Origin of the sequence: Cryptosporangium japonicum, from assembly GCF_039524755.1 — a bacterium.
Taxonomy (GTDB): Bacteria; Actinomycetota; Actinomycetes; order Mycobacteriales; family Cryptosporangiaceae; genus Cryptosporangium; species Cryptosporangium japonicum.
Map to the genome: position 1 here is coordinate 69,731 of NZ_BAAAGX010000020.1, position 20,803 is coordinate 90,533.

A 20,803-nucleotide genomic window follows, 5' to 3' on the forward strand; every position below is an offset into this window, starting at 1 on the left:
GACAGCGTGACCGAGACGCCCGACTACCAGTTCGCGCACCACACCCTGGACCGGTTCGTCTACGGCGACCTCCGGCAGGCCGCTGTGATCAACGTGGGCCGCTACTTCAACACCGACCTGTACCCCGGTGGCCGGTTCGAGCGACTCGACGGCGGCGGCGACCGCCCCGAGGTCCAGCACCAGTTCACCGCGTCGGACCTGACCGCGGTGCGCTGCCTCGGCACCGACATCAAGCCCGTGTCGGCGATCGCGCTGCTCGAGACCCACGCCGGCCGGCTGTCCGCGCTGCTGCGCCGGATCCCGCACATGCCGCTCTACGAGGCGCCGCTGTCGGAGATCAACGCGTCCTCGTCGGCCGGGACGCTGGCGAGCATGCTCCTCAGCGACGACTTCCCGCACCTCGGGCGGATGACCGCGACGAAGCTGCTGGCGCGCAAACGGCCGCACCTGCTGCCGGTCTACGACATCGTCGTCGGACGCGTGCTGGGCAAACCGCAGAACATCACCCACTGCCTGCACAGCTGGTTCCACAGCGACCCGGAGCGCGCCAAGTCACTGGCCTCGATGCGCGACGAGATCCCCGGCGTGGCCGACATCAGCCTGCTCCGCGTCCTCGACGCCGCCATCTGGACACACGGCTACGAAGACACCGTGGAGGCGGCCTCCTGAGGGCTCCAGGTTCAGACAACGAGCGCTAGCGCGCTCTCAAAACCACTCCGGGGCGACGTCCAGCGTGGTGCGGTCCAGGGAGGCCAGGAGGTCGAACTGGGGGGCGGTCTTCGGGAGCTCGTAGCGGTAGAAATAGCGCGCGGCCTGGCGTTTGCCCTCGTAGAACGGGTCCGCACCGTCGGCGGCGGCGAGGAACTGCTCGAGCCAGAGCCAGGCCACCACCACGTGCCCGACCGCTTCCAGGTAGATCGACGCGTTGGCGAGCGCGACCGCGGGGTCACCGCTGCCCCAGAGCGTCGCCGTCACCTCGCCCACCCGCGTCACCGCGGCACCGAGCGCGGCCCCGAGGTCCGCGGCCTCACCACCACGGGCCGCCGCACGCTCCACCGTCGAACCCAGCACCGAGCCGAGCAGCGCGAGCCCGGCGCCGCCCTGCATCACGACCTTCCGGCCGAGCAGGTCCAGCCCCTGGATGCCGTGCGTGCCCTCGTGGATCGGGTTCAGCCGGTTGTCCCGGTAGTGCTGCTCGACGTCGTACTCACGCGTGTAGCCGTACCCACCGTGCACCTGGATCGCCAGGTTGTTGGCTTCGAGGCACCACTGCGACGGCCAGCTCTTCGCGATCGGCGTCAGCACGTCGAGCAGGAGGTGCGCGCGCTCCCGCTCGTCCGCGGACTCGGCCGTGCGCTCGTCGTCGAGAAGCTTGGCGCAGTAGAGGTTGAGCGCCAGCGCGCCCTCGACGTACGACTTCTGCGCGAGCAGCATCCGGCGTACGTCGGCGTGCTCGATGATCGGCACCTGGGGTGTGGTCGGGTCCTTCGCCAGCCGCCCCTGGGGCCGGTTGCGCGCGTACTCGAGCGACTTGAGGTAGCCGGTGTACCCGAGCGCCGTCGCGCCACCACCGACGCCGACCCGCGCCTCGTTCATCATGTGGAACATGTACGAGAGGCCGTGGTGCGGCTCCCCCACCAGGAACCCCACCGCGCCGTCGCCGGCTTCGCCGAAGTTCAGCATCGTGTTCGTGGTGCCGCGGTAACCCATCTTGTGGTTCAGACCCGCGAGGACGACGTCGTTGCGCGCGCCGTCCGGGAGGAACTTCGGCACGACGAACAGCGAGATGCCCTTGACGCCGGGCGGACCGCCGGGGATCTTCGCCAGCACCAGGTGGACGATGTTCTCGCCCAGCTCGTGCTCGCCGGCGGAGATCCACATCTTGTTGCCGAACACGCGGTACGTGCCGTCGGCGTGGGGCTCCGCGCGGGTCACGATGTCGGAGAGCGACGAGCCCGCCTGCGGCTCGGACAGACACATCGTGCCGTGGAAGCGGCCGTCGAGCATCGCCGGCACGTACCGCTCGACCAGCTCCGGCGACGCGTGCGCGAGCAGCAGGTTCGCGTTGCCCAGCGTCAGGAACGGGTAGGCGGCCGTGCCCACGTTCGCGGCCTGGAACCAGGAGAAACACGCCCGCGCGACGACGCCGGGCAGCTGGCCGCCGCCCACCTCGGCCGGCATCGCGGCGCCGAGCAGACCGGTGCCGGCGAGGACGTCGAGCGCGCGCTTGACCTCGGGGATCATCGTGACGCGGGCGCCGTCGAACGTCGGCTCGGACGCGTCGGCCCGCTTGTTGTGCGTCGCGAAGTGCTCGGTGGCGACCTCCTCGGCGAGCTCCAGCGCACCGTCGAACGTCTCCCGGGAGTGGTCGGCGAAGTACGGACGCTTGGTCAGCGCCTCGACGTCGAGCCACTCGTAGAGCAGGAAGTCCAGGTCACGACGGCTCAGCAGCAGTGACATCGAGGGGCCGCCTTCCAGCGAAGCCGAGGTCCGTGCGGTGGTACCAGGACAGCTCCCGGTCGCCCTCCAGCCAGCAGAGGAGCACCGGGACGCCGTCGAGGTCGGAGGGGAAGTCGATCAGCAGCGGCGCCAGGCTCTTCAGCTCGGCGCCGGTCTCCTGCACGGTGGTCATCAACTCGTCCAGCCGGGCCTGGGCGGCCTTCAACTCCGGAAGGCCACCCAGGTCGGTCGGCGGGCCGTTGAGCTGCACCGCGGCGGCGAGCTCGGCGGCATCGGCGCGGAGCGCGACGATCTCGTCGAGCACCGGCAGGAGCTCGGTCAGCTCCCCACGAGCTTCTTCCACCGTGAACAGACCCATGCGGGCAATTTACAGACCCAGCGACTTGGCGATGATCGTGCGCATGACCTCGCTGGTGCCGCCGTAGATGCGGTTCACCCGGTTGTCGGCGTAGAGGCGCGCGATCGGGTACTCGAGCATGTAGCCGTAGCCGCCGTGCAGCTGCAGGCACTTGTCGATGACCCGGGACGCGATGTCGGTGCAGAACAGCTTCGCCTTGGCGGCGTCGGACGCGGACAGCTCACCGGCGTCGTGGGCGTCCAGCGCCCGGTCGACGACGGCCTGCGCGGCCTCCACCTCGGTCTGGCAGTCGGCGAGCACGAACTTCGTGTTCTGGAAGCCGGCGACCGGCTGCCCGAACACCGTGCGCTCCTTGACGTAGTCCAGCGCGAGCTGCACGGCCGCGGCAGCCTGCGCGTAGGCGCCGACGGCGATGCCGAGCCGCTCCTGCGGCAGGTTGTGGGCCAGGTACGAGAACGCCTTGCCCTCCTCGCCGAGCAGGTCCTCGACCGGCACCTTGACGTCGACGAACGAAAGCTCCGCCGTATCCGAGGTTCGGAGCCCGATCTTCTCGAGCTTGCGTCCGACCTGGTAGCCCTCGGACTTCGTGTCGACGACGAGGATGCTCAGGCCGCCGCGGCGGTCCTCCTTCGTCGCCGGCGCGGTGCGGCAGACCACGAGCACGCGGTCGGCGAGCACACCGCCGGTGATGAACGTCTTCGCGCCGTTGAGCACGTAGTGCGTGCCGTCGGGCGAGAGCTTCGCGGTGGTCTTCATGCCGGCCAGGTCGGAGCCGGTGCCGGGCTCGGTCATCGCGATCGCGGTCATGATCTCGCCGCTGACGAACCCGGGCAGCCAGCGCTTCTTCTGCTCGTCGTTGCCGTACGCGAGGAGGTACGGCAGGCAGAGCGCGGTGTGGACGCTGGAGCCGCCGAAGCTGACGCCGGCCCGGGCCAGCTCCTCGGTGGTGACCGCGGAGAACTTGAAGCTCGACTCGCCCGCGCCGCCGTACTCCTCCGGCACCTCGATGCCGAAGACGCCCATCTCGCCGAGCTTCAGGTAGAAGTCGCGCGGGACGTGCCCCTGCTCCTCCCACTGCGAATAGACCGGGACGACCTCGTCGGCGATGAAGTCGCGAATCGTGGCGCGGTACGCCTCGTGGTCCTCGTTGAATACGGTTCGGCGCACGCGCGTCGTCCTCTCCGGTGCCGCTGGACGTTCGTTAAGTTACTTCCGGGTATAAGCCGCAGTCTACTCAAGGCCCCGCGCGAAATCCGCCGGGATCTCGAACAAGCGTTAAGCTCATGATCCCGCACCCGGAGGTAACCCTGACCACTGCCCCACTCCGTCCGCCCGGCCAGAAGGCGCTGCTGGCCGCCGCCCGGCTGGAGTTCGCCGAACGTGGCTACGGGGGCGCCTCGATCCGGGACATCGCGCACCGCGCGGCGGTGAGCCTGTCCGCGCTGTACCACTACTACGGCGGCAAGCAGGAGATGCTCTACGCCCTGCTCGACGAGGGCATGGACGTCTACGAGGAGACCTGCGCCGAGGTGCTCGCCGAGGTCGGCGACGACCCCGCCGAGCGGCTCGAGGCGCTGGTCGAGGCGCTGATCCGGTTCCGCACCGGGCCCCGGGGCAGCAGCCAGCTGGAGCTCACCGAGTGGCGCAGCCTCAACCCCGAGCAGCACACGGCGCTCCGGGCCCGTCAGGCCGTGGCCACCGACCGGTTCCGGCAGGTCATCGCGGCGGGCGTCGAACAGAAAGTCTTTCTGACGCCGGAGCCCGACGACGCGCGGCGCATGATCATCGCCGGGTGCAACGCGATCGCGCAGTGGTACCAGCCCGGCGGCACCACGCCGGTGGAGGTCCTGATCGACCGCTACGCCGGGCTCGCGCTCACCGTGGTGGAGTACCGGCCGCGCCGGTACCGTCGCCGCACATGAGCATCGTCGTCACCGGAGCCGGGCAGGGAATCGGCCGCGCGATCGTGGAACGTCTCCTCGCCGACGGCGAGGCGGTGATCGCGGTCGACCGCGACGCCGCGGCGCTGGCCTGGGCACCGGAGCGGTCCCGGTTCGTCGCGGACGCGTCCGACGAGGCGGCGATGGAGCGGGCGGCCGATGCGGCCGAGACGCTCGGCCCGCTGACCGGATGGGTGAACAACGCGGCGATCTTCCAGGACCTGTCCGTGCACTCCGCGCCGGCGGCCGACGTCTCGGACGCGATCCGGCGCAACGTCGATCTGGTCGTGGTGGGTTCGGCGGTGGCGGTGCGCCGGTTCCGGACGGGCGGCGCGGTCGTGAACGTGTCGTCGTGGCAGGCGCGGCTGGCGGTGCCCGGGTCGCTTCCGTACGTGACCGCGAAGTCGGCGATCGAAGGACTCACGCGCGCGCTCGCGGTGGAGTACGGGCCCGCCGGGATCCGGGCGAACGTGGTGGCGCCCGGCTCGGTGGACACCGCGCGGTACCGGGAGTACGTGGCGTCGCACCCCGCGATCGAGGCGGAGATGGCGCGGCTGCACCCGCTGGGACGGGTCGCGGCGGCCGCCGAGGTGGCCGCGGCGGTCGCGTTCCTGCTCGGGCCGGACGCGAGCTTCGTCAGCGGCGTCGTCCTGCCGGTCGACGGCGGACGCACCGCACTGGGGCACGATCCCGAGGCGTCATGAGTTGCGCTCGGGGCCGCGGGTGATCGGAAGGCCCAGTTCGGTACGGATCTGACGCTGGACGGTCACCTTGTCCGGGCGGGCGTCGATCGAGGTGACGAACTCCTTGCGGCGGAACAGCTCGAGCACCGGGTTCGTCTTCGAGTGGTAGTCACGCAGCCGCGACTCGAGCGCGTGCTCGGCGTCGTCCTCGCGGGTCATCAGCTCGCCGCCGCAGACGTCGCAGCGCCCCTCCACCTGCGGCCGATGGGCGATCAGGTTGTAGTCCATGCCGCAGCGCGTGCAGAGCCGCCGGTTGAGCACGCGGCGGCGAACCTCGTCGTCGGGCAGCTCGAGGTGGATCACGCCGTCGATGTCGTAGCTCTCCAGGAAGAACTCGGCCTGCGGACGATTGCGCGGGAACCCGTCGACGATGAAGCCGTAGTTCCAGTCGTGCTGGTCCAGCCGGGTCCGCACCAGCGAGCCGACCAGTTCGTCGCTGACCAGTTCCCCGGCGGCCACGATCCGGCGCACCTGGGCCCCGATCTTGGTGTGGTGCTGCACGTGCCACCGCAGCATGTCCCCGACGCTGATCTGGACCAGATCAAAATCACGGGCGAGCATCGCCGCCTGGGTGCCCTTCCCGCTGCCCTGCACGCCCATGATCACGTACTTGCGCATGCTCGTGACCTTCTCACCGGACGGGTCCGTCCGCCAGCGCGCACGCCGCCGCGCGGTCACGGCTGCGGGCGGCTCGCCTCGCGCAGGTGGTCGAGGAAGTCCGGCAGGGCCGGGTGGGGCGGGCCGTCGGCCCAGGCCACGTAGACCGTGATCGGCGGCACGTCGGCCAGCGGCCGGTAGACGACACCCGGATAGGCGTGGGTGTGCCGGGTGGCCGCCGCGGTGACCCCGACCGCTCCCCCGGACGCGATCGCGTTGAGCCACTCGTCGACATTGGAGAGCTCGACGATCCGGGTCGGGCGCCGCTCCGGCGGCCACAGATCGAGGCTCGTCGTACCGACCGGCGGGATCAGCGCGAGCGTCTCCGCGGCCAGGTCGTCGAGGGTCAGCACGTCCCGGGCGGCCAGCGGGTGGATGTCGGGGAGCGCGGCCAGCCGGGGTTCCCGGTAGAGCGGCCGGCCGGGGAAGCCCACCGGTTCGCTGCGCAGGAGCGCGACGTCGACGAGACCGTGTTCGAGACCGGCCGTGCGGGAGTCGACCCGGTGCACCTCGACCGGCACGTCCGGATGCGTGGCCCGCCAGGCACGCAGCAGCGGCGTCGTCCGGCTCCCGAGCGCGGCCCAGGAGTACCCGAGGCGCAGCGGGCGCGGGCCGGCGGCCTCGGCCAGCGCGTCCTCCACCGCGGTGAGGATCGCGCGCGCCCGGTCGTACAGCGCCCGGCCGCGCGGCGTCGGCTCGAGGTGGCGGGTGTCCCGGTCGACCAGCCGGGTGCCGACGCGGTTCTCCAGCTGACGCAGGGTGCGCGAGAGCGCGGGCTGGGCGACGCCGAGCGCGGCCGCGGCGGCGGTGACCGTCCCCGCGTCGACGATGGCCACCAGCGCGCGGAGGTGACGCAGCTCGACATCCATGCCGCGGAAGCATAACCGGTGCTGAAACGGCATTTCCGTGGACGGGCCCGGCGCTGGCAGCGTTCCGGTCATGACGAGACGGACGACCGGCGAGGGCGTCGGGCTGGCCCTGGCCGGCGTGTGTTCGCTGCAGTTCGGTGCGGCGCTGGCGGCGACGCTGTTCCCGGTGCTCGGCGCGCTCGGGACGGTGTCGGCGCGGCTCGTGGGGGCGGCCGTGGCGCTCGGCGCGGCGGCGGTGATCGCGGGCCGCCTCCGCCGGGCGCGGTGGCGGACGGCGGTGGTGTTCGGTCTGCTCACCGCCACCATGAACACGTGCGTGTACCTGGCGGTCGAGCGCCTCCCGCTGGGTGCGGTGATCACTGTCGAGTTCCTCGGGCCACTCGGCCTGGCGCTGGCGCTGTCCCGGCGCGCGCGTGACGTCGGCTGGGGAGCGTGTGCGCTGGCCGGCGTCGCGCTGCTGGGCGGCGGCCTGTCCGACCCCGACCCGCTCGGGCTCGCGCTGACCCTGGTGGCGGCGGTGTGCTGGGCCGGGTACATCGTCCTGAACCGGCGGCTCGGCACGGACGCCGGTGGTGGCGTCGCGAGCCTGGCGCTCGCGGCGCTGATCGCGGCGGTGGTGGCCGCCCCCGCGGCGGTGCCCGCGGCGACGCACCCGGCGGCGTTCGCGCTCGGGTGCCTGGTCGGGGTGCTGGCGTCCGCGCTGCCCTACGCCGCGGACCAGCTGGCGCTGCGCCGCCTGTCGCCCCGGGTGTTCGGGGTGCTGATGAGCCTCGGACCAGCGGTGGCGGCGCTGGCCGGGTGGATCGTGCTGGGTCAGGCGATGACGCCGCTGGACTGGGTGGCGATCGGGCTCGTGGTGGTCGCCGCCGTCGGTGTCACCGGCTCAGCCGAGCAACGCGATGTTGGCGGCCTCGTCGGGGTCGGGGACGGGCTCGGACAGGAACGCGGTGACGCACTCGACGGCGACGTCGGGCGCGAGGCGCTTGAGGCTCAGCGCGACGACGTTCGCGTCGTTCCAGAGCCGTGCGCCCCGCGCGGTCCACGCGTCGGCGACGGTCGCCGCACGCGCCCCCGGCACCTTGTTCGCCGCGATCGCCGTCCCGGTGCCGGTCCAGCACATCAGGACGCCGTAGTCCGCGTCCCCGGCCACGACCGCTTCGGCGACCCGGCGTGACATCACCGGCCAGCCGCCCTCGTACGTCACCACCTCGTGGTGCTGATCGAGGTGGGCCCGCACCGCCTCGACGCACTCGTTGCTGTCGTCCGCCGCGAACGCGATCCGCATGGGGTCACTGTAGGTCGGCGAGCGCCTTCTCCGCGCCGCGGTGCAGCTTCACCGGCTCGGTCCGGCCCGCGGTGTCGAGCGAGATGTCCTTCGCGGCCTTGTTCGCGGCCACCAGCGCCGGCTGCTTCTCGAACAGCGTCTTCGTGAGGACGCAGGCCAGGTCGGCGTCGAGCGACTCCGGCACCAGCAACAGGTTCGGCACCGCGATCGTCGGCACCGCGGCCGGCGTGCCGTAGGTGGCGGCCGGGATCGACGCCTGCTCGTACTCACCGCTGATCTTCTGCATCGCGGGCAGCAGCGGCGTGATGTCGAGGAACGTCACCCGGTTCTTCGCGGTGGTGAAGAGGTCGGTGATGCCGGGGGTCGGCAGGCCACCGGACCACACCATCGCGTCGATCGAACCGCTCTTCATCCCGTCGACGGTCTTCGCCAGGTCCAGGCGCTGGGCTCGGACGTCCTTCGCCGGGTCGAGGCCGGCGGATTCGAGCAGGCGGTTCGCGATCACCTCGGTGCCGGACTTCGGGGAGCCGGTGGAGACACGCTTGCCCTTCAGGTCCTCGACCTTCGTGATCCCGGTGCCGGTGCGGGCGATGACCTGGGTGTAGTTGGTGTGGATGCGGGCCAGCGCGCGGATCGGCTGCGGCTTGCCGTCGAACGCGCCCTGGCCGTCGACGGCGTCGGCCGCGGTGTCGGCGAGCGAGAACGCGACCTGGTAGTCGCCGCGCACCAGCTGCTGGATGTTCTGCACCGACGCGCCGGTCTCCGCCGCGGTGGCCTTGACCTTGCCGCCGGTCGCGGCGCTGACCTGGGTGGCGTACGCGTTGCCGATCGCGAAGTAGACGCCGGTGCTGTTGCCGGTCGCGATGCTGATCCGGGTGTCGGTCTTCACCTCGCAGGTGACCGGAGCGTCGGCGTCGTCGGTGGTGGCGTCGTCGCGGCGGCCGCCGCATCCGGTCAGGGTGGCGGCGGCCAGGCCGAGGGCCAGGGTGCCGCCGAGGATCCGGGCCCACTGCTGCCGCATCATCGCGCCTCCTCCGGTTCGCTGTGGTTGGGGTGGTCGGGTGGGCCGCTTCGGGGCGCGGGGTCGTTCGTCGCCGGGCTCGGCCGGGCCGGGGTCGGCACGGGTGGGCCCGGGTCTGGCTCGGCTGGGCCCGGCGGGGCCGGGGCCGGCTCGGGCGGGGCCGGTGGGGGCGGGGCCGGTGGGGCCGGGGCCGGTGGGGCCGGGGCCGGTGGGGCCGGGGCCGGTGGGGCCGGGGCCGGCTCGGGCGGGGTGGTGTGGTGGCGGCGGTTGAGGGCGGCGGTGGTGATCGCGGCGGCGAACAGGGCCAGGCCGATCGCCACCGGGACCGGGCGCAGGTAGAGCAGGAGCAGCGCCCCGACCCCCGCGAGCACCCGGCCGAGACGCCCGACCGGCCCCACGCCGAGCACCCACCCGCCGGTGGCCGTGGCGAGCGCCGCCACCCCGACCGCCGCGACCACGGTGGCGAGCAGCACGGTCGGCGCACCGCCCCGGCCGAGCAGCCCGTTCCCGGTGTCGGTGAGCACGAACGCCAACGGCACCAGGAACGCGGGCAACGCGTACTTCAACGCCTGCCACATCGTCGGAATCGCCGCGCCCCCGGTCACCGCGGTGGTGCCGACCGCCGCCAACGCGGTCGGCGGCGTCACCTCGGAGAGCACCGAGTAGTAGAAGACGAACATCGCGGCCGCCGCCGCGGGCACCCCGAGTTCGAGCAGCGCGGGCCCGATCACGACCCACCCGATGATGAACGACGCGGTGACCGGCACCGCCAACCCCAGCAACGCGAGCGCGACGGCCGCGAGCACCGCGGTGAGCGCCAGCGTCGCGACCGGGTCGTCGACGATCGCCCGAGCCCCGTCGACGAGCAACGACGCGGTCTGCGCGGCGAGCCCGGTCTTGGTCATCGTCGCGGTGATGATGCCCGCGGCCGCGCACACGACCGCCACCGTGAGCACACCGCGCCCGGCGTCGGCGAGCGCGGCGAACAGGCGGCGCGGGGTCATCGCCGACGACCGGTCCAGGAACGACAGTCCGAACGCCAGCGCGGTCGCGATGAGCACCGCCTCCGCGACCGAACGCCCCAGGAACAGCAGGAACAGGATGACGAACAGCGACGCGAAGTGGTAGCCGAAGCGCGCCAGCAGCCGCCACGCCGACCGGGCCGCCACCTCCACCGGGCGCACCCCGAACCGGCGGGCGTCGATCTCCACCGCGAGCAGGATGCCGAGGTAGTAGAGGACGGTCGGCACCGTCGCCCAGCCGAGCACCGCGAGGTAGGAGACGTCGAGGTACTCGGCGATGATGAACGCGGCCGCGCCGAGCGTCGGGGGCGACAGGATCGCGCCGACACCGGCCGCCGCGAGCATTCCGCCGGCGTTCTCGGCCGGGTAGCCGGCCCGGCGCAGGATCGGCCAGGTGACCGCGCCGACGCTCACCGCGGTGGCGGTGCCGCTCCCGGAGACCGTGCCGAGCAGGAACCCGGCGGCCACGGCCGTGCGCCCGGCGGCGCTGCGCGACCGGCGGAACGCCGCCACCGACAGGTCGACGAAGAACTGGCCGGCGCCGGAGTAGCTGAGGACGGCGCCGTAGAGCGTGAACAGCACGATGTAGGTCGCGGCGACGTCGAGCGGGGTGCCGTAGAAGCCGCTGCCGGAGTTGTAGAGCGCGTCGACGATCTGGTCGGCGTTCAGCCCGGCGTGCGCGACCGACCAGGTCTGCGGCAGGTAACCGCCGTAGTAGCAGTACGCGAGGGCGACCAGGCAGACGACCGGGAGCACCCAGCCGGTGGTGCGGCGGCACGCTTCGAGCAGGAGCACCAGGAGGATGCCGCCGGCGGCGACGTCGAGCGGGTCGAGCAGACCCTGCCGGTCGAGGAACGCGTTGTAGCCGACGAGGACCGGGTAGGCCGCCACCGCGAGCGCGGTGGCGGCGAGGATCCAGTCGAGGACGGACGGCCGGTCCGCGCTGGACGGCCGGAACCGGTAACAGAGGAAGACGAGCGGCAGGACGACGGCCAGGAAGAGGATCAGGTAGAACTGGTTGCCCTGGCTCAGCGGGCGGAGCGCTTCGTACACCGCGAAGAGCACGACGGCCGCGGCGGCGATCGCCACCGCGAGCCCCACGCGTCCCGCGAGTTGCCTCGCCGGTAGTTCCTCGTCGCGGACGACGACGTCCGGCGCCACGGTCCCGGGGGCGGCCATGCCGGGACCCTACCAAGAACGGACATGTCTTGATTGGTCCAGAGATCGGACAGCCCCCGGAAACCCGGGGGCTGCACCGTCTACTCAGGAGTTGACCGGCTCCGGGGTCGCCGCCGCGACGGCTTCCTCCGTGCGGCGGCGCTTGTCGGCCTTCCGCTCCTTGCGCCCCTCGACGAGCGTGTAGAGCGCCGGCACGAGCACCAGCGTCAGCAGCGTCGAGCTCACCAGACCACCGATGACGACGACCGCCAGCGGCTGGGAGATGAACCCGCCCTCGCCGGTCAGCCCCAGCGCCATCGGGATCAGCGCGAAGATCGTCGCGGCCGCGGTCATCAGGATCGGGCGCAGCCGGTGCCGCCCGCCCTCGACGACGGCTTGGACGACCGGCATCCCGTCCCGCCGGTACTGGTTGACCAGGTCCATCAGCACGATCGCGTTGGTGACCACGATGCCGACCAGCATCAGCACGCCGATCAGCGCCGGGACTCCCAGCGCGGTGCCGGTGAGCAGCAGCAGGAGCAGCGCGCCGGTGGCCGCGAACGGGATCGACACCAGCAGGATCAGCGGCTGGATCAGGCTCCGGAACGTCGCCACCATGACGATGAAGACGATCACGATCGCCGCGAGCACGGCCAGCCCGAGCTGCTGGAACGCTTCGGCCTGGTCCTCGGAGGCGCCGCCGAGCGTGTAGCTCGCACCGGCCGGCAGGTCCAGCGCGTCCAGCTTCTTCTGCAGGTCAGCGGTGGTCGCGGTGAGGTTGTCCCCGCTCGGCGTCGCGCTGACGGTGGCGCTGCGGGCGCCGTCGATGCGGGTGATCTCGACCGGCCCGGGCTCGGTGCGGACGTCGGCCACCTGGCTCAGCCGGACGACGCCGCCCGCGGTGGGGACCGGGATCGCCTGGACGGCCTGGACCGTCGTCGGGGGCGCCGCGGCGAGAACCGTGATCGGCTGTTCGACGCCGTCGATCACGACCTGGCCGGCGGGCACCCCGCGGAACGCGGCCGCGACGATCTGCCCCAGCGTGCCCTCGGTGAGCCCGTACCGCGCGGCCACCTGCTCCTTGAGCGACACTTCGACCCGCGGGGTGCTCTCCGCGAGGTCACTGCTGACGTCGTCGAGGCCGTCGACCGACTCCATCGCCTTCGTCACGGCCCCGGCGGCGGCGCGCAGCGTCTCCTCGTCCGGCGCCTGCACGATGACCTGCTGCTCGCTGCCGCCGAACCCGGACTGCGCGGCGCCGACCTCGATGTCGCCGGCGTCGGACAGCCCGTCGAGCTTCTTCTCCAGGTCGTCCTGGACCGCGGCGGTGTCCCGGTCCTCGTTGACCGTGAGCTGGTAGGTGGCCGAGTTGCCGGCCCCGCCGAGCCCGAACGTGCCGCCACCGATCGTGACCTGGTAGGACTCGAGGTCGCCGCGGTCCCGGAAGTCGGCGAGCACGTCCTCCACCCTCTTCGCCGCCGCGTCGGTGGTGGCCAGGCTGGAGCCGACCGGCAGGGTCTGGGTGAGGTTGAGGGTGTTCTGACCCGACTGGTCGAGGAAGTTCGTCTTGAGGAACGGCACCATGCCGAGCGTCGCGATCAGGATGACGATCGCGATCGAGATCGTGGTCCAGCGGCGACGCACGGCGAAACCGATCACCGGGACGTAGATCCGCTGCAGCAGCCCGCGCCGCTCCTTCTCCTCGGCCTCGGCGCGGACCCGCTCCGCGTCCTCGACGTCCTTCGGCGGGCGCAGGAACCAGTAGGCCAGCACGGGCACGATCGTGAGCGCGACGACGAGCGAGGCCAGCAGCGCGACCGTCACGGTGATCGCGAACGGACGGAACAGCTCGCCGACCAGGCCGCCGACCAGGGCGATCGGCGCGAAGACCGCGACCGTGGTGAGCGTCGACGCGGTGACCGCACCGGCCACCTCACGCACACCGTCGAAGATCGCGGTGAGCTTCTCCTCGCCGTAGCCGAGGTGCCGTTTGATGTTCTCCAGCACGACGATCGAGTCGTCCACCACCCGGCCGATCGCGATCGTCAGCGCGCCGAGCGTGAGGACGTTGAGCGAGAGCCCGTCGGCCCACATCACGATCAGCGCGATCAGCACCGACAGCGGGATCGAGACCGCGGTGACGAGCGTCGAGCGCAGCGACAGCAGGAAGACCAGGATGACGACGACGGCCATCACCAGGCCGAGACCGCCCTCGGTGGCCAGGCTGTTTATCGACTTCTCGATGAACGGCGCCTGGTCGAAGACCACCGTGAGCTCGGCGCCGTCGCCGAGGGCCTCGGTCCACTCGTCGAGCTTGTCGCTGATCGCGTGGGAGATGTCGACCGCGTTGCCGTCGGGCGTCATCGTCACCGAGATGCCGAGGCTCGCCTTGCCGTTGGTGCGGGTGATCGAGGAGGCCGGGGTCTCGACCGACTCGATCGCGGCGACGTCGCCGAGTTTCACGGGGGTGGCGTTCTCGGCGGTGGACGTCAGGTAGAGGTTTTTCAGGTCCTCGACCGAGGTGTAGCCGCCGCCGACCTGCACCGTGAGCGCCTGGGTGCCGTCGGCGACCTGACCGGCCGGTACGGCGGTGCCGCCGCTGCTGATCGCGGTGCTGATCGCCGGCGTGCTCAGCCCGGCCGCGGCCAGCTTCGCCAGGTCGGGCCGGATGACCACGGACTTGTCGGGCGCGCCGGACAGCGTCGCCTCACGCACGCCCTCGATGCCGCTGAGCTCGGGCAGGACGATCTTCTGGAGTTTCTGCGCGAACGCCGACGGGTCACCGCTGCCGGACGCGGACAGCGCGACCGCGGGCAGCAGATCGTCGGTGCCGCCGGAGAGGATCGACGGGTCGACGTCGGCGGGCAGCTGCGCCCGGTCGATGGCCTGCTGGAGCTTGTTCACGGTGGCGCCGATGTCGGTGCCGTACTCGAGCTCCACCTGAACGGTGGCGAAGCCCTCCAGCGAGCTCGACTGGGTGCCGGTGACCCCGGCGACACCGCGGACGGCGTCTTCGATCGGTTCGGTCACCTGGCTCTCGACGACGTCCGGCGACGCGCCGGCGTACGGCGCGGTGATGAACGCCGCCGGGATCTCCAGGGACGGGATGAGTTGCTGCTTCAGCGACGGGATCGCGATCAGGCCGAACGCGGTGACCGCGATGGTGATCAACGCGATCAATGCCCGGTTGGCGAGGCTGAACCTGGCCAGGAACGACATGGCGGTTGCTTTCTCCGATCGGCGGGATCCCGGTTGACCCGGGCCTTGCTCCGGCGGCCGTCCCACAATGGACGGCCGCGAACTGGCGAACGGTAGTCACCCACAACCAACCGGGGTGGGCGCACCCATCCTCAGCGGAATTTCAGTCGGAGTGCGTACCGGTGTGGGTCGGTGCCGGGCGCCGGACTCCACCCCGGCACCCGGCTCGGGATCAATGCCCGGGAAGGCCGGCCTGCTCGCGGGCGAGGCGCTCGTCACCGCTGAGCGTCGCCAGCGGCTTCTCCTTCACGAACAGTACGGCGACCAGCGCCAACGCCGCGATCGGCGCGCCGACGAGGAACAGGTCGGCGGTGGCTTCGCCGTACACGTCCTGGATGACGCGGAGCACCGCGGGCGGCAGCGTCGACAGGTCGGGAACCTCGGCCGAGCCGTCACCGCCGCCGGCCACCGGGCCGAGTTTCTCGGTGGTCAGCGTCGTCACCCGGTTGGCGAGCACCGCGCCGAGCGCGCTGACCCCGACCGCGCCGCCCAGGCTGCGGAAGAACGTCAGCACCGAGGTGGTGGTGCCCAGGTCACGCGCCGGAACGTCGTTCTGCGCGGCCAGCACCAGGTTCTGCATGAGCAACCCGACGCCGACGCCGAGCACGAACATGTAGAGCGAGAGCATCGGGACGCTGGTGTCGGCACCGATCGTGCCGAGCAGCCCCATGCCGATCACCATGATCACGCCGCCGGCGAGCAGGTACACCTTCCACTTGCCGTACTTCGTAATCAGCGCGCCGGCGATCGTGGACGAGGAGAGCAGACCGAAGATCAGCGGCAGGCTCATCAGACCGGCGACGGTCGGCGACTTGCCCAGCGCCACCTGGAAGTACTGGCTCAGGAACACCGTGCCACCGAACATCGCGACGCCGACGAGCGCGCTGGCGATCGTCGTCAGCGAGACCGTGCGGTTGCGGAACACACCCAGCGGGATGATCGGCTCGGCCACCCGCGCCTCGACCACCACGAACAGCACGAGCAGCACCACGGCCAGCGTGACCAGGCCGGCCGTCCAGGCCGACGCCCACTCGAACTTGTCGCCGGCCAGCGTCGACCAGATCAGCAGCGTCGAGACGCCGGCCGTGATCAGCAGGGCGCCGAGCCAGTCGATCTTCACGTCCTTCTTCGCGACCGGCAGGTTGAGCGTGCGCTGCAGCAGCACGATCGCGATCAGCGCGAACGGGACACCGATCAGGAAGCACCAGCGCCAGCCGAGCCAGGACGTGTCGACGAGCAGACCGCCGATGAGCGGGCCGGCGATCGTCCCGACGCCGAAGACGGCGCCGAAGATGCCGGAGTACCGGCCGAGCTCACGCGGGGGGATCATCGCGGCCATCACGATCAGCGCGAGCGCGGTGACCCCGCCGGCGCCCATGCCCTGGATGACCCGGCTGAGGATCAGCACCTCGACGTTGGGCGTGAGGCCGGCCACGAGCGAACCGATCACGAACATCGTCAGCGAGAGCTGCATGAGCAGTTTCTTGCTGTAGAGGTCGGCGAGCTTGCCCCAGAGCGGGGTGGTCGCGGTCATCGCGAGCAGCTCGGTGGTGACGATCCAGGTGTAGACGGACTGGCTGCCGTTCAGGTCGGCGATGATGCGGGGCAGCGCGTTGGAGACGACCGTCGAGGCGAGGATCGAGACGAACAGGCCCATCATCAGGCCGGACAGCGCCTGGAGGACCCCGCGCCGCGACATCCTCGCGGGGGGCCCGGCCGGTAACTCGGTGCCGACGGTGTCAGCGGGCCCCGGGGAGCTGGTGGTGGTCACGCGCGTTTCTCTCTCGTGAGACAGGGGTTCAGGGGTGGTGCGTGGCGGCGAAGCCGGTGGAGAGGGCGCCGAACGCCTCGTCGACGAGCGCGATGAGTGACTCGTCACCGGTGCCGAGGGCCCAGCGCATCATCGCGACACGCAGCGCACTGCCCGCGGTGACCGCGAGCAGCAACGAGTACCCCTCGGGGGCGGGATCGTGGGGCGTGTGCGTGCCGTCGGGCGGGGGCGAGCCGTCGGGGCCGGGTGGGTTGCCGGAGAGACGCTCGGCGAGGGCTTCGGCGAGGGCGAGTTCGGCGGCCGAGCCGGATTCGACCAGCCGGGCGAGCATCGACGGGTTCCTGTTGCACACCGCCATCCGCAGCTTGAGCCGCTCGGCGTCGGACTCGAGCTCCACCGCCTCTTCGCGGTAGGCCGCCCAGATCACGTCCCACACCGGCCGGTCGGCCGGTGCGCGGGTGACCGTCTCCCGGATCCGGTCGCTGCCGTCGAGCATCGTGCCGAAGACGGCGTCGTCCTTGGTGGCGAAGTAGTTGAAGAACGTGCGCGGCGAGACGTCAGCGGCCGCGCTGATCTCCTCCACTGTCACCTGGTCGAGGCCCCGCTCGGCGACGAGCCGCAGCGCCGCATCGGCGAGCGCGGTACGCGTCTGCTGCTTCTTCCGCAGCCGGAGCCCCTCGTTGTGCACAGCCACACCCTAGATCTTGATTGCAGTCCCTGCAAATCTTTATTCTCTGCACTATTGCTGGGCGTGCATCAGAAGAACGCGCGGAGAACCGGAGCCAACACGGAGGCGTCGACGTCATGGGTCTGACCGGGCAGGGTCCGCCGCGAGGCGTCGAGCAGCACGCCGGCCAGCGCGTCGGCCGCGCTCCCGGCCCACTCCGGGCTCGCTCCCCCGTCCAGCACGAGCACGGGCACCGTCACCGAGGCCCAGCGGTGCAGTGGCAGCGGCCCACCGGTCACCGCGTCCTCGAGCAGCGCGACGTCGTAGGCCAGCGTGTGCGCCACGCTCTCCATCGCCGCCCAGGCCGGCGCGTGCTGCATTCCCCGCACCGCCTTCAGCGGCACACCCACGGCCTCCACCAGGAACAGCTCCACCGCTCCGTCGCGCTGATCGGTCATCACCAGGCGCTCGAGGCGGGGCTGCAGGTCGTCGGCGATCGGCTTGCGGCTCGCGTCGACGACGAACGGCGGCTCGTACACGGCGACGGCGTTCACCGCGGGGCGGCGGGCCGCGGCGTCGAGCGCGAGCGCCGCCCCCGACGACATCCCGTAGAGCGCCGCGGTGCCACCGGCGTGCTCCACCAGCGCGGCGAGGTCGTCGATCTCGCGTTCGGGCGTGTGCGGGGTGGCGCCCTGGCCGCTGTCCCCGCGGCCCCGCCGGTCGTAGTGGTACACGGCGTGGTCCTCGGCCAGCAGCCGGGCCAGTTCGGCGGTGCCCGGGTCGATCGCCCGGTGCTGGAACGCGCCTCCCACCAGGATCACCGCCGGTCCACTGCCGTAGCGGTCGAAGGCGATCGGGGTGCCGTCGGCGGAGAGAACGGTGTCCATGGTCAGTGGTTCCCTTCGGTCTCGGTGCGCGTTCCGAGCTTTCCAGGCAAATCGGTCACCGCGGCGTCAGTGCCCGTGAGCGTGTCGCGGGTCGGGTCCGGCAGGATGGGCCTGCTCGTGCGTGTGACGCAGGTCATGCACCGGGCACGTCGAGGAGCCGCCGGCTGCTCCGACCCCCTCGCGTCAGGCCCTCCCCGAGAGTTCGGAGCCAACGATGAAGTACCTGCTGCTGATCCAGACGAACCCGGCCGTGTTCGAGGCGCTCTCGGAGGAGGAGAGGAACGCGGTCTTCGCCGGTCACGACGCGTTCTCGGCCGAACTGAAGGAGAGCGGCGAGCTGCTGGGCTTCGTCGCGCTGGCCGACCCGTCGGCGTCCACCACCGTGCGGGTGCGCGGCGGCGCCGTGGACGCCACCGACGGGCCGTACGTCGAGGCGAAGGAGTTCCTGGCCGGCTACTACGCGGTCGACTGCGAGACCCCGGAGCGGGCGGTGGCGCTGGCCGCGAAGGTCCCGGACGCCGCGTACACCGCGATCGAGATCCGGCCGGTGATGGCCGAGGCGGGTCTGGAGATGTGACCGGAGCCCCCGGCCTGGAGGACCTGTTGCGTGCCTGTGCGCCGCAGGTCCTCGGCGCCCTGGTCCGCCGGCACGGGCAGTTCGACGCCGCCGAGGACGCGGTGCAGGAAGCGCTGCTGGCCGCGTTCCGGCAGTGGCCCACCGAGGGGGTGCCGGAGAATCCGCGGTCCTGGCTCGTCACGGTGGCGGCCCGCCGGCTCACCGACACGTTCCGCAGCGAGTCGGCGCGCCAACGCCGGGAGCTCGTGTCCGCGCCGGAGGAACCACCGCCCGTCCCGGGCACCGACGACACGCTGACGCTGTTCTTCCTGTGCTGCCACCCGGCGCTCTCGCCGACCACGCAGGCCGCTCTGACGCTGCGTGCCGTCGGTGGCCTCACCACCGCCGAGGTCGCCGCCGCGTTCCTGGTGCCGGAAGCGACGATGGCGCAGCGCATCTCCCGGGCGAAGGCCCGACTTCGGGGGGCGGAGTTCGTGTTGCCGCCGCCGGAGGATCGGGCCCAGCGGCTGTCGGTGGTGCTGCGGGTGCTGTATCTGATCTTCAACGAGGGTTACGTGGCGACGGCGGGCCCGGCACTGCACCGCGCCGACCTGACCGCGGAGGCAATCCGCCTGACGAGAGCGATCCGCGCGTCCCTACCGACCGGTGCGCACCCCAGCGCAGGGGCTAGCGGGGGCGGCGCCTCCGACACGGGCGGCACCCCCGGCGGGCGCGGCACTCCCGGCGGGCACGGCACCCCCGGCGGGCGCGGCGGCTCCAATGACGGCAGTGGCTCCGACGGCAGTGGCTCCGACGGCAGCGGCTCCGACGGCAGCGGGCCTGGTTCCGGCGGTGCTGGGTCTCGTGGGGGCGCTGAGTTGGCTGGTGCGGCCGGCGAAGTGGCCGGGCTGCTCGCGCTGATGCTGCTCACCGAGGCCCGCCGCCCGGCGCGGCTCGGCGCCGACGGGGACCTGGTGCCACTCGCCGACCAGGACCGACTGTCCTGGGACGGCGCCCTGATCTCCGAGGGGGTCGCGCTGCTGACCGAAACCCTCCCGGTCGCACCGCTCGGCCCGTACCAACTCCAGGCCGCGATCGCCGCGGTGCACGCCGAGGCCCCATCCGCCGCCGACACCGACTGGCCGCAGATCGTCGCCCTCTACACGCTGCTGGAACGCTTCGAACCGGGCCCGATGGTCACCCTGAACCGGGCCGTGGCCGTGGCCCAGGTACACGGCCCGCAGGCCGGGCTGGAACTCCTGGACACGTTGCGACCGCAACTCGATCGGCACCACCGCTGGCACGCCGTCCGAGCCCACCTGCTGGAGCTCGCCGGCGACCCGGCCGGCGCGAGGGCCGCCTACCGCGAGGCCGCCCGCCGCACCCTCAGCCGCCCCGAACAGCGCTACCTGAACACCCGCGCCTCCCGCCTGGCCGGCGGCTAGCCCGCCCGTGCCGCTCCCACCGCACGCCCCAGTTCGAACGCGGCGTCGACAACCGCCGGATGGTCCAGGTCGAGCGGCTCGATCTTCAGCACCGCGGGCGGCTCCTCGCCCCAGTACCCCACGATCCGCCACGCCGGCCGGTGGTAACTCCACCAGCGGACGCCGTCCCACAGCCGGTCGCCGCGCTGGTTGCGTTCCCCGTAGATCCGCAGGGCCCAGGTCTGACTCGCGGAGCGGTTCCGTTCGATGACCTGACTGGGACGGAGGCCACGCTCAGCGAGGTTGGGGGCGCTGTCGAGTTCGAGCAGCCGGACGCGGTCGGCCAACCGGTACGTCACCAGCGCGCTCACGCTTCCCGGTGTGCATTCCGGGCTGAACATCTGACGGGTCCAGTCCGGAACGTCGCCGAACGACTCGCCGACCGCACCACTGGCTTCGAGCGCGAAGTAGGTGATCCGGTAATGCGCCGGGTTGTCGAACCGCCCGTCCCCCTGCCGAGGGCTGACGTGGAGCGCGTGGCCCGGTAACCCTGGCTGAACGCCAGATACATGAGGGATTACGCGATAAAGGAGCACCTGCCACGCTCCTCCCACCGCTCGTCTCCGTGTGTACCTGGATGTCCGCCTCCGCGGGCGAAACTTTCGAACATGAAACACACACCTGGCCCTTCGATTCGAGTCAGTCCACCGAAGAGCAGGGAGCTGCC

At 71.8% G+C, this 20,803-nt stretch carries 18 protein-coding genes and 1 pseudogene; 6 read left to right on the forward strand and 13 right to left on the reverse strand.

Features of this window, described 5'->3' with window-relative positions; genetic code table 11:
* The first annotated feature begins 6 nt into the window (after positions 1–6).
* The gene (locus ABD437_RS25465; RefSeq protein ID WP_344651447.1) at positions 7–669 is read left to right on the forward strand and encodes a DUF6308 family protein; all 663 of its coding nucleotides are present in this window, start codon (positions 7–9) and stop codon (positions 667–669) included.
* Between the two features lie 36 nt (positions 670–705).
* Here the strand turns inward: ABD437_RS25465 and ABD437_RS25470 are convergent, their stop codons facing one another.
* The 3 genes from ABD437_RS25470 to ABD437_RS25480 are packed head-to-tail and all read right to left on the reverse strand — an operon-like array spanning position 706 to position 3,985.
* The gene (locus tag ABD437_RS25470; RefSeq protein ID WP_344651448.1) at positions 706–2,460 is read right to left on the reverse strand and encodes an acyl-CoA dehydrogenase; all 1,755 of its coding nucleotides are present in this window, start codon (positions 2,458–2,460) and stop codon (positions 706–708) included.
* On the reverse strand, positions 2,435–2,818 hold the full coding sequence (locus tag ABD437_RS25475) for a DUF2203 domain-containing protein (protein ID WP_344651449.1): 384 nt from the start codon (positions 2,816–2,818) through the stop codon (positions 2,435–2,437). The genes ABD437_RS25470 and ABD437_RS25475 overlap by 26 nt, the downstream gene beginning before the upstream one ends.
* A 9-nt stretch (positions 2,819–2,827) precedes the next feature.
* Entirely contained in the window at positions 2,828–3,985 is a 1,158-nt protein-coding gene (locus ABD437_RS25480; protein WP_344651450.1) for an acyl-CoA dehydrogenase family protein, read from the reverse strand.
* A gap of 116 nt (positions 3,986–4,101) precedes the next feature.
* On the opposite strand from ABD437_RS25480, the gene ABD437_RS25485 reads away from it, so the two are divergent.
* Together ABD437_RS25485 and ABD437_RS25490 are read left to right on the forward strand one after the other, a co-directional pair.
* Positions 4,102–4,740, forward strand: a complete 639-nt coding sequence (locus ABD437_RS25485; RefSeq protein WP_344651451.1) for a TetR/AcrR family transcriptional regulator — start codon at positions 4,102–4,104, stop codon at positions 4,738–4,740.
* Positions 4,737–5,462 carry an SDR family NAD(P)-dependent oxidoreductase gene (locus ABD437_RS25490; RefSeq protein ID WP_344651452.1) on the forward strand — a complete coding sequence of 242 codons (726 nt, stop codon included), beginning with the start codon at positions 4,737–4,739 and terminating at the stop codon, positions 5,460–5,462. Before ABD437_RS25485 ends, ABD437_RS25490 begins: the two co-directional genes overlap by 4 nt.
* Here ABD437_RS25490 and ABD437_RS25495 read toward each other — a convergent pair.
* Positions 5,457–6,119 carry an adenylate kinase family protein gene (locus ABD437_RS25495; RefSeq protein ID WP_344651453.1) on the reverse strand — a complete coding sequence of 221 codons (663 nt, stop codon included), beginning with the start codon at positions 6,117–6,119 and terminating at the stop codon, positions 5,457–5,459. The genes ABD437_RS25490 and ABD437_RS25495 overlap by 6 nt on opposite strands.
* A gap of 56 nt (positions 6,120–6,175) precedes the next feature.
* Complete coding sequence (locus ABD437_RS25500; RefSeq protein ID WP_344651454.1) at positions 6,176–7,027, reverse strand: LysR family transcriptional regulator; 852 nt, start codon at positions 7,025–7,027, stop codon at positions 6,176–6,178.
* Positions 7,028–7,331: 304 nt separating this feature from the next.
* Here ABD437_RS25500 and ABD437_RS25505 point away from each other — a divergent pair.
* Positions 7,332–7,892, forward strand: a pseudogene (locus ABD437_RS25505) (EamA family transporter); the annotation flags it as partial.
* Between the two features lie 18 nt (positions 7,893–7,910).
* On the opposite strand, the gene ABD437_RS25510 reads toward ABD437_RS25505, so the two are convergent.
* The 7 genes from ABD437_RS25510 to ABD437_RS25540 all read right to left on the reverse strand — a co-directional run bounded on the left by ABD437_RS25510 (position 7,911) and on the right by ABD437_RS25540 (position 18,096).
* Positions 7,911–8,312, reverse strand: a complete 402-nt coding sequence (locus ABD437_RS25510) for an RpiB/LacA/LacB family sugar-phosphate isomerase (RefSeq protein ID WP_344651455.1) — start codon at positions 8,310–8,312, stop codon at positions 7,911–7,913.
* 4 nt (positions 8,313–8,316) lie between these two features.
* Positions 8,317–9,336, reverse strand: a complete 1,020-nt coding sequence (locus ABD437_RS25515) for a TAXI family TRAP transporter solute-binding subunit (RefSeq protein ID WP_425558233.1) — start codon at positions 9,334–9,336, stop codon at positions 8,317–8,319.
* Complete coding sequence (locus ABD437_RS25520; RefSeq protein ID WP_344651456.1) at positions 9,333–11,534, reverse strand: TRAP transporter permease; 2,202 nt, start codon at positions 11,532–11,534, stop codon at positions 9,333–9,335. The genes ABD437_RS25515 and ABD437_RS25520 overlap by 4 nt, the downstream gene beginning before the upstream one ends.
* Before the next feature lie 84 nt (positions 11,535–11,618).
* Positions 11,619–14,732, reverse strand: coding sequence for an efflux RND transporter permease subunit (locus ABD437_RS25525; RefSeq protein ID WP_344651457.1), 3,114 nt, complete (start codon positions 14,730–14,732; stop codon positions 11,619–11,621).
* Between the two features lie 211 nt (positions 14,733–14,943).
* Positions 14,944–16,470, reverse strand: coding sequence for an MDR family MFS transporter (locus ABD437_RS25530; RefSeq protein ID WP_344651738.1), 1,527 nt, complete (start codon positions 16,468–16,470; stop codon positions 14,944–14,946).
* A 100-nt stretch (positions 16,471–16,570) separates the two neighbouring features.
* Entirely contained in the window at positions 16,571–17,236 is a 666-nt protein-coding gene (locus ABD437_RS25535; RefSeq protein ID WP_344651458.1) for a TetR/AcrR family transcriptional regulator, read from the reverse strand.
* 62 nt (positions 17,237–17,298) lie between these two features.
* Positions 17,299–18,096 carry an alpha/beta fold hydrolase gene (locus ABD437_RS25540; RefSeq protein ID WP_344651459.1) on the reverse strand — a complete coding sequence of 266 codons (798 nt, stop codon included), beginning with the start codon at positions 18,094–18,096 and terminating at the stop codon, positions 17,299–17,301.
* Positions 18,097–18,310: 214 nt separating this feature from the next.
* On the opposite strand from ABD437_RS25540, the gene ABD437_RS25545 reads away from it, so the two are divergent.
* Both ABD437_RS25545 and ABD437_RS25550 read left to right on the forward strand, forming a co-directional pair.
* Positions 18,311–18,673: a YciI family protein gene (locus ABD437_RS25545; RefSeq protein ID WP_344651460.1), complete on the forward strand. Its 363-nt coding sequence runs from the start codon at positions 18,311–18,313 to the stop codon at positions 18,671–18,673.
* Positions 18,670–20,097, forward strand: a complete 1,428-nt coding sequence (locus tag ABD437_RS25550) for an RNA polymerase sigma factor (RefSeq protein ID WP_344651461.1) — start codon at positions 18,670–18,672, stop codon at positions 20,095–20,097. Before ABD437_RS25545 ends, ABD437_RS25550 begins: the two co-directional genes overlap by 4 nt.
* On the opposite strand, the gene ABD437_RS25555 is transcribed toward ABD437_RS25550, so the two are convergent.
* Entirely contained in the window at positions 20,094–20,753 is a 660-nt protein-coding gene (locus tag ABD437_RS25555) for an RES domain-containing protein (protein WP_344651462.1), read from the reverse strand. The genes ABD437_RS25550 and ABD437_RS25555 overlap by 4 nt on opposite strands.
* Positions 20,754–20,803 lie beyond the last annotated feature (50 nt).

Excerpts from the sequence above, each read along its gene's own strand:
- ABD437_RS25530 (WP_344651738.1), bottom strand. The coding sequence starts at position 16,470 with ATGTCGCGGCGCGGGGTCCTCCAGGCGCTGTCCGGCCTGATGATGGGC.
- ABD437_RS25540 (WP_344651459.1), bottom strand. The coding sequence starts at position 18,096 with ATGGACACCGTTCTCTCCGCCGACGGCACCCCGATCGCCTTCGACCGC.
- ABD437_RS25500 (WP_344651454.1), bottom strand. The coding sequence starts at position 7,027 with ATGGATGTCGAGCTGCGTCACCTCCGCGCGCTGGTGGCCATCGTCGAC.
- ABD437_RS25510 (WP_344651455.1), bottom strand. The coding sequence starts at position 8,312 with ATGCGGATCGCGTTCGCGGCGGACGACAGCAACGAGTGCGTCGAGGCG.
- ABD437_RS25545 (WP_344651460.1), top strand. The coding sequence starts at position 18,311 with ATGAAGTACCTGCTGCTGATCCAGACGAACCCGGCCGTGTTCGAGGCG.
- ABD437_RS25520 (WP_344651456.1), bottom strand. The coding sequence starts at position 11,534 with ATGGCCGCCCCCGGGACCGTGGCGCCGGACGTCGTCGTCCGCGACGAG.
- ABD437_RS25495 (WP_344651453.1), bottom strand. The coding sequence starts at position 6,119 with ATGCGCAAGTACGTGATCATGGGCGTGCAGGGCAGCGGGAAGGGCACC.
- ABD437_RS25525 (WP_344651457.1), bottom strand. The coding sequence starts at position 14,732 with ATGTCGTTCCTGGCCAGGTTCAGCCTCGCCAACCGGGCATTGATCGCG.
- ABD437_RS25470 (WP_344651448.1), bottom strand. The coding sequence starts at position 2,460 with ATGTCACTGCTGCTGAGCCGTCGTGACCTGGACTTCCTGCTCTACGAG.
- ABD437_RS25490 (WP_344651452.1), top strand. The coding sequence starts at position 4,737 with ATGAGCATCGTCGTCACCGGAGCCGGGCAGGGAATCGGCCGCGCGATC.
- ABD437_RS25475 (WP_344651449.1), bottom strand. The coding sequence starts at position 2,818 with ATGGGTCTGTTCACGGTGGAAGAAGCTCGTGGGGAGCTGACCGAGCTC.
- ABD437_RS25485 (WP_344651451.1), top strand. The coding sequence starts at position 4,102 with ATGATCCCGCACCCGGAGGTAACCCTGACCACTGCCCCACTCCGTCCG.
- ABD437_RS25515 (WP_425558233.1), bottom strand. The coding sequence starts at position 9,336 with ATGATGCGGCAGCAGTGGGCCCGGATCCTCGGCGGCACCCTGGCCCTC.